At 67.1% G+C, this 13,134-nt stretch carries 9 protein-coding genes; 4 read left to right on the plus strand and 5 right to left on the minus strand.

Annotated features, from left to right (window positions below):
• The first annotated feature begins 232 nt into the window (after positions 1–232).
• Entirely contained in the window at positions 233–1,837 is a 1,605-nt protein-coding gene (locus N5D91_RS19910) for a hypothetical protein (protein ID WP_180854697.1), read from the plus strand.
• Between the two features lie 79 nt (positions 1,838–1,916).
• On the opposite strand, the gene N5D91_RS19915 is transcribed toward N5D91_RS19910, so the two are convergent.
• Complete coding sequence (locus N5D91_RS19915; RefSeq protein WP_180854696.1) at positions 1,917–2,627, minus strand: glutathione S-transferase; 711 nt, start codon at positions 2,625–2,627, stop codon at positions 1,917–1,919.
• A 172-nt stretch (positions 2,628–2,799) separates the two neighbouring features.
• Here N5D91_RS19915 and N5D91_RS19920 point away from each other — a divergent pair, with 172 nt between their 5' ends.
• Both N5D91_RS19920 and clpB read left to right on the plus strand, forming a co-directional pair.
• The gene (locus tag N5D91_RS19920; RefSeq protein WP_180854695.1) at positions 2,800–3,621 is read left to right on the plus strand and encodes a DUF3014 domain-containing protein; all 822 of its coding nucleotides are present in this window, start codon (positions 2,800–2,802) and stop codon (positions 3,619–3,621) included.
• A gap of 181 nt (positions 3,622–3,802) precedes the next feature.
• Positions 3,803–6,388: an ATP-dependent chaperone ClpB gene (gene clpB, locus N5D91_RS19925; protein ID WP_164162899.1), complete on the plus strand. Its 2,586-nt coding sequence runs from the start codon at positions 3,803–3,805 to the stop codon at positions 6,386–6,388.
• A 72-nt stretch (positions 6,389–6,460) separates the two neighbouring features.
• Here clpB and N5D91_RS19930 read toward each other — a convergent pair whose 3' ends face one another.
• From N5D91_RS19930 to N5D91_RS19940, 3 genes are all read right to left on the minus strand, one after another.
• Positions 6,461–7,261, minus strand: coding sequence for a MipA/OmpV family protein (locus N5D91_RS19930; protein ID WP_164162900.1), 801 nt, complete (start codon positions 7,259–7,261; stop codon positions 6,461–6,463).
• Positions 7,262–7,401: 140 nt separating this feature from the next.
• A complete protein-coding gene (locus tag N5D91_RS19935) occupies positions 7,402–8,697 on the minus strand; it encodes an ATP-binding protein (protein WP_164162901.1) in 1,296 nt (431 codons plus the stop codon).
• Positions 8,694–9,431: a response regulator transcription factor gene (locus N5D91_RS19940; RefSeq protein ID WP_049461520.1), complete on the minus strand. Its 738-nt coding sequence runs from the start codon at positions 9,429–9,431 to the stop codon at positions 8,694–8,696. Before N5D91_RS19940 ends, N5D91_RS19935 begins: the two co-directional genes overlap by 4 nt.
• Positions 9,432–9,613: 182 nt before the next feature.
• Here N5D91_RS19940 and N5D91_RS19945 point away from each other — a divergent pair, with 182 nt between their 5' ends.
• Positions 9,614–10,900: an aminotransferase class V-fold PLP-dependent enzyme gene (locus N5D91_RS19945; RefSeq protein WP_110713313.1), complete on the plus strand. Its 1,287-nt coding sequence runs from the start codon at positions 9,614–9,616 to the stop codon at positions 10,898–10,900.
• Between the two features lie 430 nt (positions 10,901–11,330).
• Here the strand turns inward: N5D91_RS19945 and ybaL are convergent, their stop codons facing one another.
• Positions 11,331–13,028, minus strand: coding sequence for a YbaL family putative K(+) efflux transporter (gene ybaL, locus N5D91_RS19950; protein WP_088026892.1), 1,698 nt, complete (start codon positions 13,026–13,028; stop codon positions 11,331–11,333).
• Between the last annotated feature and the right edge of the window lie 106 nt (positions 13,029–13,134).

Raw genomic sequence — 13,134 nt, forward strand, 5'->3', positions numbered from 1 at the left:
GGCTGCGCAGGACCGTTGGCGCCATGGATGGCGCCATCGAGCCCCCAGGGATGGGTTTACGGCGTGTCCTGCGCAGCCCATCCCGACCGGCCCTACCCAGAAATCGCTGTCCGCGACCAACTCAGCCACGAGGGGCTCCGCCGTTGGCTGGAACCCATCATTCCACGACGGAATTGGCGCGCCGGCCCCGCTGGGCCTACCATCGGCGGTCCCCACCCCCACCACCCCTTCCATGTCCGCTCCCGCTTCCGCCGCACCGCGTCGCTGGTTCGTCGCCGGCGACTTCAACGGCTTCTTCGGCCTGGTCGTCGACAACCTCTCCATCCTCGGCTTCATCGCCATGGCCCTGGTCGGGATCTTCCAGTTCCCCGCCGACGTGGTGTTCGGCCGCATGTTCCCCGGCACCGCCTTCGGCGTGCTGGTCGGCAACCTGCTGTACACCCTGATGGCGCGCCGGCTGGCTGCGCGTACCGGCCGCGACGATGTCACCGCCATGCCGCTGGGCCTGGATGCACCCACCAGCATCGGCATGGCGCTGCTGGTGCTCGGCCCGGCCTTCATCGCCTTCAAGCAGCAGGGCATGGACCCGCATGCTGCGGGCATCGCCACCTGGCAGCTGGGCATGGCCGCGCTGGTCATCATGGGCGTGCTCAAGTTCGTGCTGTCGTTCTTCGGCGAGGCGGTCACCCGCGCGCTGCCGCGGGCTGCGCTGCTGGGTTCCATCGCGGGTATCGCGCTGGTGCTGATGGGCCTGCTACCGCTGCTGGAAACGCTGCGCTCGCCGCTGGTCGGCTTCACCACCCTGGGCCTGCTGCTGTACGTGCTGATTGCCAAGGGCAAGCTGCCGGTGCGTGGCCCCGGCGTGCTGCTGGCCTTCGTGTTCGGTACCGTGCTGTATTACGGCCTCGGTATCGCCGGGCTGGGCGCACCGGGCTTCCATGTGCCGGCGTGGGTGCCGCCGCAGGTGGTGCTGCCGCTGCCGACGCTGGGCTTCCTCGAAGGTCTGCCCACGGCGATGACCTACCTGCCGCTGCTGCTGCCGTTCGGCCTGCTGATGGTGGTCGGTGGCATCAACGTGTCCGAAAGCGCACGCGCCGCTGGTGATGACTACCGCACCCGCGACATCCTGCTGGTGGAAGCGGTGGCGACGCTGGTGGCCGGTGTCTGCGGCGGCGTGGCGCAGACCACACCGTACATCGGCCAGCCGGCGTACAAGCACATGGGCGCGCGCAGCGGCTACACGCTGCTGACCGGCCTGTTCGTCGGCATCGGCGGCATGCTGGGCATCATCTCCGGGCTGGTGCAGTGGCTGCCGCTGGCGGTGCTGGCACCGATCATCGTGTACGTGGCCATCGATATCACCACCCAGGCCTTCCAGGCCACGCCGCGCCACCACACCGGCGCGATGGTGTTCGGTTTCCTGCCGTCGGTAGCGTACCTGCTGGCGATCAAGGCACCGGGCTGGATCGCGCCGGACCAGCTGCCGCAGCGGCTGACCAAGCTCGACGGCCACGGCCTGCCCGAGCTGGCGGTGATCTTCACCCTTGGCAACGGCTTCATCATCACGTCGATGCTGTGGATCTCGGCGGTGGCGGCCATGGTTGATGGACGCCTGCGCCGCGCCTGCGGCTTCCTGCTGGTGGCCGCCGTGCTGACCCTGTTCGGCCTGATCCACTCGGTGGACCCGCGCGGCGGCATCTACCTGCCGTGGGACCTGGACGGGCTGGCGCGCATCATCAGCTGGCAGTTTGCCGGCGCGTACGTGGCTTTGGCAGTGCTGCTGGGCCTGCTGTCGCTGCAGAAGCAGGCGGTGAAGCCGCTGGGTGAAAACAGCTGACCCCAGGGTAGTGCGGGCCGCTGGCCGGCATCCTCATGGACCTCGGACGCAGTGTGCAGCTGCCGGCCAGCGGCCGGCACTACCGCTCCCCATCCAGCTCGGGATAGTGGCGGAAGATGCCGTTGGTGTTGAACGGCAACCGCCGTTCCGAGCCCAGATAGGCGGCGATGTTCGGCCGCTTCGCCACCCGCTCCTGCAGCGCACGCAGCAGGGGCAGGGTCGGCACCAGTGCCTGCATGCGGCGCGGGAACATGTAGTCCAGCCCGCTCAGCAGCTGGAACAGCGACAGATCCACATACGAGTGCTCGCGCAGTGCATGACGGCCACCGTTGGCGGCCAGCACCTGCTCGAAGTAGCCGAGGAACTTCGGCAGCCGTTCGCTGCGCAGCGACGCAGCACGTGCCTTGGCCTCGGTCTTCTGCTCTTCGTAGTACTTCGATGCGGCAATCGGATGATGGGTGTCATGCACCTCGGCCACCAGATCAGCGATGGTCAGCTGCAGTTGCAGCGCCTGCATCCGCCGCGAGGCCGCCTGCGGCACCAGGTCCAGCGTCGGGCCCAGGAAATCCAGGATTGCCGCGACCTGCGCGATGACCTGGCGACCGGCCTTCAGGAACGGCGGCGCGAAGGGCTGTGCACCTTCACTGCTGCCATCGAGAAACGCCTGCATCACTGCATCGCCGTGCACCCGCGCCATGTCGATGTAGTCGGCACCGGCATCTTCCAGCGCCAGCCGCACGAACTCGCCACGGCCCTGGATGCCGGTCCAGTAATACAGCGCGTACTGCATGGCGGTGTCTCCACAGGACAAGGACACATAGCCTCGCGCGGGCAGTGCAAAGCAGACGTGAGCGTGAAAGACGGGTGCCTCAACCCGAACGGCAGCGGAACAAGCGGGGAACCGGCTGGAATCAGCGGGGTCACACCTTGTCCATGCAGGTGAAACGATGAGGGACTGCATCATGCAGAGTGGAAAGGCGGTATGGCCCTGGGTGTTGGGCGTGGTGGTGGTCGGTGGCGCGGGCGGTTGGCTGTTCCGCGACCAGCTGAAGAGCCTGGCGGACGGTGTCTCGGTGCCGGTGCAATCAACCCCCGCCAGTACCGGTGCACCACCACAACCGAAGGCGGCCGCAGAGCCCGCGCCAGCACCACCCCCGATCAAGCATCCGCTGGATGCCGAGGCTGCGGCCGACCCGGCGTTGCCCAGGCTGGCTGACAGCGATGCCGCGGCCTGGGGCGCACTGAGCCAGTTGTTCCAGGGCGAGGGGCCGCTGACCCTGTTGCTGCGCGACCACCTGATCCAACGCCTGGTCACCCAGGTCGACAATCTGGACAAGCCCAGCGTGCCGCCGACCGCGCTGGCCGCGCGGCCGCTGCCGGGCAACCTGCAGGTGGAGCCAGGCGAAGGCGGTGAACACATCGCCGTCAGCAACGCGGCGCGCTATGCGCCCTACGTGCAGGCCTTCACCGCGCTGGACCCGGCGGCAACGGCGACAACCTACAAGCGCTTCTATCCGTTGATCCAGCAGGCTTACGTCGACCTGGGCCGGCCCGAGGGCTACTTCAACGATCGTCTGGTCACGGTGATCGACCACCTGCTGGAGACCCCGGAACTGGCCCAGGCGCCGCAGGTGGCACGCGATGAACGCGGCCGCTATCGCTTCGTCGATCCCACCCTGCAGTCGAGGTCCATCGGCCAGAAGGCCCTGCTGCGCATGGATGTGGGGCAGGCAAGGGCGGTCAAGCAGCAGCTGCGGGCGATCCGCAGCGCGATCACCCGCTGAGCCCGTCCACCGCGCAGAACTGATCGGGATCAACGCGCCGACCACACCCGTTCCGGCATGCTGGCCGCAGGCTGACTGGCCTCGGGGTGCAGTCGCAGTCACCCTTGAAACGGGGTGGGGCAACCGCATCTTTCCAGCATCGCCGGCGCGGGCCGGCCCTGATGACCGATGAGGTTTCGCAATGCGGATGGACAAGCTCACTTCGCGTTTCCAGCAGGCGCTGGCAGACGCACAGTCGCTGGCCGTAGGCCGCGACAACAGCATCATCGAACCGGTTCACCTGTTCAGCGCGTTGCTGGACCAGCAGGGCGGCAGCACGCGCCCGCTGCTGGCCCAGGCGGGGGTGAACGTGCCGGTCCTGCGCGAGCGCCTGACCGAGGCGCTGGATGCACTGCCCAAGGTGTCCGGCCAGGCCGGCAACGTCTCGATGGGCAATGACCTGGGGCGTCTGCTGAACCAGACTGACAAGCTGGCCCAGCAGAACGGCGATGCTTTCATCGCCAGCGAGTGGTTCGTGCTGGCGGCGCTGGAAGACAGTGGCACGCTGGGCATGGCGCTGCGCGCCGCCGGTGCCGACAAGACCCGCCTGCAGGCCGCGATCGACAAGCTGCGTGGCGGCGAGAACGTGCAGTCGGAGAATGCCGAGGAACAGCGGCAGGCGCTGGAGAAGTACACCATCGACCTGACCGCGCGTGCCGAGAGCGGCAAGCTTGATCCGGTGATCGGCCGTGACGAGGAAATCCGCCGCACCATCCAGGTGCTGCAGCGCCGGACCAAGAACAACCCGGTGCTGATCGGCGAACCCGGCGTGGGCAAGACCGCGATCGTGGAAGGCCTGGCCCAGCGCATCATCAACGACGAAGTGCCCGAGGGACTGCGCGGCAAGCGTGTGCTGTCGCTGGACATGGGCGCGTTGATTGCCGGCGCCAAGTTCCGTGGCGAATTCGAGGAACGCCTCAAGGGCGTGCTCAACGACCTGGCCAAGAACGAAGGCCAGATCATCCTGTTCATCGACGAACTGCACACCATGGTCGGCGCCGGCAAGGCTGACGGCGCGATGGATGCCGGCAACATGCTGAAGCCGGCGCTGGCACGCGGTGAGCTGCATTGCATCGGCGCGACCACGCTGGACGAGTACCGCAAGTACATCGAGAAGGATGCCGCGCTGGAGCGGCGCTTCCAGAAGGTCTTCGTCGGTGAGCCGTCGGTGGAGGACACCATCGCGATCCTGCGCGGCCTGAAGGAAAAGTACGCGTTGCACCATGGCGTGGAGATCACCGACCCGGCCATCGTCGCCGCTGCGACGCTGTCCAACCGCTACATCACCGACCGCCAGCTGCCGGACAAGGCCATCGACCTGATGGACGAGGCCGCCTCGCGCCTGCGCATGGAGATCGACTCCAAGCCGGAGGAGCTGGACCGCCTGGAACGCCGGGTGATCCAGCTGAAGATCCAGCGCGAGATGTTGAAGAAGGAAAAGGACGAGGCCTCGCGGCAGCGCCTGGCCGATCTGGAGAACGACATCGAGGCGCTGGAGCGCGAGTTCTCCGACCTCAATGAAATCTGGAAGTCGGAGAAGGCCGCGCTGCAGGGCGCGACCAAGATCAAGGAGCAGGTCGAGCAGGCCAAGCTGGAGCTGGAAGCCGCGCAGCGCCGCCAGGATTTCGCCAAGATGAGCGAGATCCAGTACGGCCTGCTGCCGCAGCTGGAAAAGCAGCTGGCCGCTGCGCAGGAAGCCGAACACAGGGACTTCAAGCTGGTGCAGGATCGGGTCACCGACGAGGAGATCGCCGAGGTCGTATCGCGCTGGACCGGCATCCCGGTCAACAAGATGCTCGAAGGTGAGCGCGACAAGCTGCTGCGGATGGAAGAGGTGCTGCACAACCGCGTGGTCGGCCAGGAGGAAGCGATCAAGGTCGTCTCCGATGCGGTGCGCCGTTCGCGTGCGGGCCTGTCCGATCCGAATCGCCCGGCCGGTTCGTTCCTCTTCCTCGGCCCGACCGGCGTCGGCAAGACCGAGCTGTGCAAGTCGCTGGCCGAGTTCCTGTTCGACAGTGCCGACGCGATGATCCGCATCGACATGAGCGAGTTCATGGAGAAGCACAGCGTCGCCCGCCTGATCGGTGCGCCCCCGGGCTACGTCGGATACGAAGAGGGTGGCTACCTGACCGAGGCCGTGCGTCGCCGTCCGTACTCGCTGATCCTGCTCGACGAAGTGGAGAAGGCGCATCCGGATGTGTTCAACATCCTGCTGCAGGTACTGGACGATGGCCGCCTGACCGATGGCCAGGGCCGCACCGTGGACTTCCGCAACACCGTCATCGTGATGACCTCGAACCTGGGTTCGCACCAGATCCAGGACATGAGCGCTGATGACAGCCCGGAGGCCTACACGCAGATGAAGGCGGCGGTGATGGGCGTGGTGCAGGCGCACTTCCGTCCGGAGTTCATCAACCGCCTGGACGACATCGTGGTGTTCCACCCGTTGGACAAGCAGCAGATCAAGCAGATCGCGCGCATCCAGATGCGTGGCCTGGAAAAGCGGCTGGCCGAGCGTGGCTTGAAGCTGGTGGTGTCCGATGCAGCGTTCGACCTGCTTGGCAACGTTGGCTTCGATCCGGTGTATGGTGCACGTCCGTTGAAGCGCGCGATCCAGGCGCAGCTGGAAAACCCGCTGGCGCAGAAGATCCTGTCCGGCGCCTTCGTCAACGGCGACACCATTGAAGTCGGCAACGACGGCGGCCACCTGGTGTTCGCCAAGGTCTGATTCACACGGGGCACTGCCTGGCCGCAGCGCCCCGTTTCCTGCGAGGTACGCCGGGCCATGCCCGGCAATCACTCAGAAGCGGTGCGTGTAGCCGCTCATCAGGCCGAACTGGTTGGGCTTCTGCACGATCGGGCTGTCGGCGGCGTCGCCAAGCAGTCGCGTGCCCTCGGCCGAGATGTACCAGTTGCCGTTGCGGCCCACGCGGTGGCTCCATTTCAGGCCAAGACCGGCACTGACCAGGCCGGCTTTCGGCGTGTGCTGGGCAAAGCCGGTGCGCGCCGCCTGTTCCGGGCTGACGCCGTACCAGGTCTGCATGTAGCCACGGTTGCCGTAGTCGGTGGACACGCTGCCGCTGACCACGCCGCCGGCCAGGTCGAACAGCGGCATCGTCAGGTTCAGGTGGATCTGCTGGGTGGCCAGGCCGTTCTCGGCCTTGTCCTCGTCCTTGCGGGTGAACTGCCAGGAGCCACTCAGCACGGCTTCGCCCAGCGTATAACCAGCCGAGATGCCGACCAGGGGACGGGTATCGATATCACCCATGCCGCGCAGGAAGTCCGAACCGCCGAGCAGGGAGTCCTTGTCCTTGCGGATGCCGCTGGCGCCGACGTAGGCCCGTACGCGGGTGTGCTCGCCGATGGAGGTGCCCCAGCCGATGCCACTGGTGCCCAGAAACCATCCCCCCGGCGAGGTGACATCGAAGGACAGCGATGGCGTCGCACGATAGTCCTCGCTGCCGCTGTAGCGCGGGGTCACGCCACCACCGGCGGCGACTTCGAAGGTCCAGTGATCCTCCTTGGCATGGGCGATCGGCGCGGCGAACAGGGGCAGCAGGGCCAGGCAGAGCAGGGACGGGGTACGGTGACGCTGGGACATGGGCACTCTCGACAATGGGAGGAGTGCAGCACGCGCATCCGGCGTGTGCTGCAGGGTCGCCAGCGTGGCGATATGCCGGCGACCGATCCGTCCGCAGTTGTGCGGGAGTTGTAATCAACTGTAATCGTGCCCGTAGGCGTTCAGCTGGCAGCCAGCGGCCAGTGCATTTCCAGGCGCGCGCCGCCCAGCGTGGCGCGGCTGATGCGCAGCTCGCCGCCGTGGCGGGCTGCAATGCGGTTGACGATGGCCAGGCCCAGACCGAAGCCGCCGGTATCGCGGCTGCGGCTGTCATCCAGGCGGGTGAACGGGCGCATCACTTTTTCGTGGTCGGCCTCGGCGATGCCCGGGCCGTCATCATCCACGCGCAGGCAGGCGCGGCCACCCACACCAACCAGTGAGACTTCGACCTGCGAATGCGCATGACGCAGTGCGTTGCCGACCAGGTTGCTCAGCGCCAGCTGCAGCAGCCGCGGTTCGGCATCCACCCGCGGCAACGCACTGGGCTGCACGCGCACGACGAGTCCGGTCCGTTCCGCGTCGCGTCGCGCATCGGCGAGGCAGTCCTGCAGCCAGTCATTGGCCTCGATGCGTTGCAGAGGCTCGCCGTCGCTGGGGTGTTCCAGGCGTTCATAGGCCAACAGTTCGCTGACCAGCCGGTTGAGTTCGGCCAGGTCGCCATGCAGGCCCTGGGCCAGCCGTGCGCGGCGATCGCGATCATCGCTGTCCTGCATCAGGTCCAGGCCGAAGGCCACGCGTGCGATGGGGGTACGCAGTTCGTGCGAGATCGCATGGGTCAGGTCGCGCTGGCGCTGCACCAGCTCGGCCACGCGTGCGGCCATGCGGTTGGAATGGTCGACGATGACCCGGATCTGCGAGCGCGGCGAGACCTGCGCGCGTGCCTGCAGATCGCCGGCGCCGATGCGGTCGGCATGCTCGCGCAGAGCGTCCAGATCGCGCCAGAGCAGGCGCACCCAGGCGTACAGGCACAGCCCGAACAGGGCCAGCATCACCGAATAGGCGATCAGGGTGAGATAGAGGGTCATCGACGGCTCGCCTGGCAGGTGCAGGCGCAGCCAGGGGCCATCGGGATGCAGTGGATCAAGCGGCGCCAGTACGATCTCGAACTTCTGCCGGGAGATGAGCCCGTTGCGCCGCAGCTGTTCCTGTTCGCCGGCCTCGAGGGCCGGCGCTGACGGCAGCAGTGCCAGTGCAATGCCATAGTGGGGTTGCCATTGCGCCAGCTGGTCCTGCTGGGCGGCGGAGTCCTTTCCGTCCAGCCCCTGCCGCAATGCATACAACTGGCCGCGCACCTGCTCTGCGAATACACGCTGCTGGAACGGCAGGTAGATGCGATCGAAGATCACGTTGATCAGCAGCAGGGTGATCAGGAAGCTCGCGCCGACCACCAGCCACAGGCGCAGGAACAGCCGCTTCATGCCGACCAGGACGAGGGATTGAACTGGTAGCCGCGGCCCCACACCGTCTTGATCCGCCGCGGTTCGCGCGCGTCATCCCCCAGCTTGCGGCGCAGCTTGCCGATGCTGACATCGACACTGCGGTCCAGCCCGTCGAAGCCGATGCCGCGCACCGCCTGCAGGATCTGGTCACGCGAGAGGATCTGCCCCGGCTGGCTGGCCAGCAGCCACAGGATCTCGAATTCGGTGGTGCCCATGTCCACCGGCTGGCCGTGCAGGTGTACCTCGCGCTGCATGCGGTCGATCAGCAGCTCGCCGTGCATCAGGCGGCAGGGGGTGCCGGTGTTGCTGCTGCCATGGCGGCGGCGCAGCAGGGCGCGCAGGCGAGCCAGCAGCAGGCGCGGCTCGATCGGCTTGTGCACATAGTCGTCGGCGCCCGATTCCAGGCCGAGCACCTGCTCGATGTCGTCCTCGCAGGCCGTCAGCATCAGGATCGGCACATCGGAGAAGCTGCGGATCTGCCGGCACACGTCGATGCCGCCCAGGCCGGGCAGCATCAGGTCCAGCACCACCAGTTCCGGCGCGTGCTGGCGGCAGGCGGCACCGGCCAGGTCGCCACGGGCCACATGCTGCACGGCGAAGCCATGTTCGTGGAGATAGTCGCTGACCAGCTCTGCCAGGCGGCGGTCGTCCTCCACCAGCAGGACCGGGGTCGGCGTACCGCTGGCGGTGGGTGTCCAAGGGGATGGCTGCATGCGCGTTGGGCCTCCGTGCCCGGGCAGGGGCGCCCGGTGGCGAAGCCTAGCAATGGCCCATGACGGCTGCCTGAATCGTGGCCAACCTGATAACCGGTGGTACGGACGTCATCGCCAGCGGCTCTCAGCGGATGCTCCCGGCTGGCCTATGGTGGCGGTTTCCCCGGATGGAGCCTGGTGCAATGAGCGACCCGCAGTGGCAACTGGAAACCCTGGCCGTGCACGGCGGCTACCGTCCCGACCCGACCACACGTGCGGTGGCGGTACCGATCTACCAGACCGTGGCCTATGCCTTCGATGACACCCAGCACGGTGCCGACCTGTTCGATCTGAAGGTGCCGGGCAACATCTACACGCGCATCATGAACCCCACCACCGACGTACTGGAGCAGCGCCTGGCCGCGCTGGAAGGCGGCATCGGTGCGCTGGCGCTGGCCTCGGGGCAGGCGGCCATCACCTATGCCATCCAGACCATCGCCGAGGCCGGCGACAACATCGTCGCCTCCAGTGCGCTGTATGGCGGCAGCCTCAACCTGCTGGCGCACACCCTGCCGCAGTACGGCATCCAGGCGCGCTTCGCCGACCCGGCCGATCCGTCCGCGTTCGCCGCGTTGATCGATGAACGCACGAAGGCCGTGTTCGTCGAATCGATCGGCAACCCGCGTGGCAACGTCACCGACATCGCCGCCATCGCCGAGGTCGCGCATGCCGCCGGCGTGCCGCTGATCGTCGACAACACCGTGGCCACCCCGTTCCTGCTGCGCCCGTTCGAGCACGGCGCCGACATCGTGGTGCATTCGCTGACCAAGTACCTCGGCGGCCACGGCAACAGCCTGGGCGGCGCGATCGTCGATTCCGGCCGCTTCGACTGGGCTGCACAACCCCAGCGCTTCGCGCGGCTCAACCAGCCCGACCCCAGCTACCACGGCGTGGTCTATACCGAAGCGCTGGGGCCAGCGGCCTACATCGGCCGCGCGCGGGTGGTGCCGCTGCGCAATACCGGCGCGGCGCTGTCACCGTTCAACGCGTTCCTGATCCTGCAGGGCATCGAGACCCTGGCGCTGCGCATGGAACGCATCAACGCCAACGCACTGGCCGTCGCGCAGTTCCTGAAGGCGCATGCCAAGGTGGCCTGGGTGCGCTACGCCGGGTTGGCCGACGACCCCGAGCACGCCGCCGCGCAGCGCTACCTGGGCGGGCACGGCTCGGGCGTACTGACCTTCGGCCTGCCGGGCGGCCGTGAAGCCGGCGCGCGCTTCCTCGATGCACTGAAGCTGTTCACCCGCCTGGTCAACCTGGGCGACGCGAAGTCACTGGCCACCCATCCCGCCTCGACCACCCATCGCCAGCTGGACGCCGCCGAACTGGCCAAGGCCGGCGTCAGCGAAGACACGGTGCGGCTGTCGATCGGCATCGAGCACATCGGCGACCTGCGTGCCGACCTGGAACAGGCCCTGGCCGGCGCCTGATAGCCGCGCGCTTGGTTGTCATCGCCATAGGCGATCACCACCCACGCCGCGATGCGCTACGGTGGAACTGCCTCTCCAAGGCGTGGCAACGTGGCGATCCAGATCCCCGGTCGATGCGGGTCGACCGGGGATTCTTTTTGTTTCCGGGTCAGATCCGTTTTCCTGCGGAAAACGGATCTGACCCCATGCACCGCCGTGTCGACCAAGGTCGACACCTACCAACAGCCGCAGGAAATTGTCGAAGGCGGGGTGGGGCCGGTGGCGGGAGTGTCCGCGGCATGGATGCCGCGGCCAAGCCCCCATGGAAGGGTTTACGGCGTCTCCCGCCACCGGACCCACCCCGCCATCCCACGGAATGCCAGCTTTTGCTTTTGTCGTTGACGTTGCTTCAGCAGGTGCAGGGCTGCAAGCCCTGCCGCACCCACACTCCTCACACCACCGGAATACTGTGCTGTCCCAGCCCGCGATACGGCGGCGTGGACATCACCATCTCCGCCAGCGAGTACGCCAGCTCACGCTCGGCCATCACCGTGCCATCCGCACCGTGTTCCAGCAGATGCTTCACCTCCGCATCGCTGTGTGCACGCGCCAGCAGCGTCAGCTCCGGGTTGATCGCCCGCAGCTTGGCCAGCGCCTCACCGGCCTCCAGCGGCTGTGGAATCGCCAGCACCGCAATCTTCGCGCGCTCCGGATGGGCCTCGGCCAGCACCCGGTCGGCGGCAGCACTGCCACGGATCGCCGCCAGGCCCTTGGCGTGCGCCTGCTCGACATGTTCCTTGTTGTCATCGATCACCAGCACCGGCACGCCGCGATCGCGCAGCACCTGTGCCAGCTCGCTGCCGACCCGGCCGTAGCCGATCACGATCGCGTGCCCGTTCAGATCACGCGATGGGCCGATTGCCTCTTCCGGCTCGGCCGGCTGCGGCTGCTGTTCCTGCTTGGCCTGCCAACGGTCCAGCAGCCCGAAGACCAGCGGGTTGAGCATGATCGACACCAGCGCACCGGCCAGTACCAGCGATTGGCCTTCCTTCGGCAGGATCTGCAGCGCCACGCCGAGGCCGGCGATGATGAAGGCGAATTCGCCGATCTGCGCCAGGCTGGCCGAGATGGTCAGCGCGGTGCTGGTCGGGTGGCCGAAGGCGCGCACGATGAAGAACGCCGCCGCCGACTTGCCGAACATGATGATCAGCACCGTGGCCAGCACCTGCCACGGGTGCTGGATGAGGATGTTCGGATCGAACAGCATGCCCACCGAGACGAAGAACAGCACCGCGAACGCATCGCGCAGTGGCAGTGAATCATGCGCGGCCTTGTGGCTCAGCTCCGATTCGTTGAGCAGCATGCCGGCGAAGAACGCGCCCAGCGCGAACGAGACGCCGAACAGCATCGCCGAGCCGAACGCCACGCCCAGCGCGATCGCCAGCACCGACAGGGTGAACAGTTCACGCGAACCGGTGCCGGCGATACGTTCGAGGATCCACGGGATGACCCGGCGCCCGACCACCAGCATCACCGCCACGAACAGGCCCAGCTGCACGAAGGTCCAGCCGATGTCGGCCAGCACGCTGCCCAGCGAGTGCGATTCCTTGGCCGCGTCGGGGCCGAAGACACCGGCCATCACCGGCATCATCACCAGCGCCAGCACACAGGCCAGGTCTTCCACGATCAGCCAGCCGACCGCGATCTTGCCGCGCATGGTTTCCAGCAGGCGGCGTTCCTCCATCGCCCGCAGCAGTACCACGGTACTGGCGGTGGCCAGCGAGAAACCGAAGATGACGCCATGGATGGCGGGCCAGCCCATCAGCGAGGCTACGCCCCAGCCGAGCAGGGTAGCGACCGCGATCTGGCCGATGGCACCGGGGATGGCGATGGCCTTGACCGCCATCAGGTCCTTCAGCGAGAAGTGCAGGCCGACGCCGAACATCAGCAGCATCACGCCCAGCTCGGCCAGCTGGTTGGCCAGCGCCTGGTCGGCAACGAAGCCGGGAGTGAACGGGCCTACGCAGATGCCAGCAACCAGGTAACCGACCAGGGGAGACAAGCGGAGCTTGTTGGCCAGCGCGCCGAAGATGAAGGCGAGCCCGAGGCCAACGGCAACGATGTTGATCAGGTCGGTGTCATGGTGCATCGGCACTCGCAGGAAATCGGGGGTATCCCGATTTTCACCGATGAGGCCAGATACGGCAAACCTTAAATGCGAATGGGGTCAGATCCCTTTTCCGCAGGAAAAGGAT

The organism is Stenotrophomonas sp. GD03794 (assembly GCF_029842145.1).
GTDB lineage: Bacteria > Pseudomonadota > Gammaproteobacteria > Xanthomonadales > Xanthomonadaceae > Stenotrophomonas > Stenotrophomonas riyadhensis.

Excerpts from the sequence above, each read along its gene's own strand:
- N5D91_RS19910 (WP_180854697.1), top strand. The coding sequence starts at position 233 with ATGTCCGCTCCCGCTTCCGCCGCACCGCGTCGCTGGTTCGTCGCCGGC.
- N5D91_RS19935 (WP_164162901.1), bottom strand. The coding sequence starts at position 8,697 with ATGAAGCGGCTGTTCCTGCGCCTGTGGCTGGTGGTCGGCGCGAGCTTC.
- N5D91_RS19930 (WP_164162900.1), bottom strand. The coding sequence starts at position 7,261 with ATGTCCCAGCGTCACCGTACCCCGTCCCTGCTCTGCCTGGCCCTGCTG.
- N5D91_RS19940 (WP_049461520.1), bottom strand. The coding sequence starts at position 9,431 with ATGCAGCCATCCCCTTGGACACCCACCGCCAGCGGTACGCCGACCCCG.
- N5D91_RS19915 (WP_180854696.1), bottom strand. The coding sequence starts at position 2,627 with ATGCAGTACGCGCTGTATTACTGGACCGGCATCCAGGGCCGTGGCGAG.
- clpB (WP_164162899.1), top strand. The coding sequence starts at position 3,803 with ATGCGGATGGACAAGCTCACTTCGCGTTTCCAGCAGGCGCTGGCAGAC.
- N5D91_RS19945 (WP_110713313.1), top strand. The coding sequence starts at position 9,614 with ATGAGCGACCCGCAGTGGCAACTGGAAACCCTGGCCGTGCACGGCGGC.
- ybaL (WP_088026892.1), bottom strand. The coding sequence starts at position 13,028 with ATGCACCATGACACCGACCTGATCAACATCGTTGCCGTTGGCCTCGGG.
- N5D91_RS19920 (WP_180854695.1), top strand. The coding sequence starts at position 2,800 with ATGCAGAGTGGAAAGGCGGTATGGCCCTGGGTGTTGGGCGTGGTGGTG.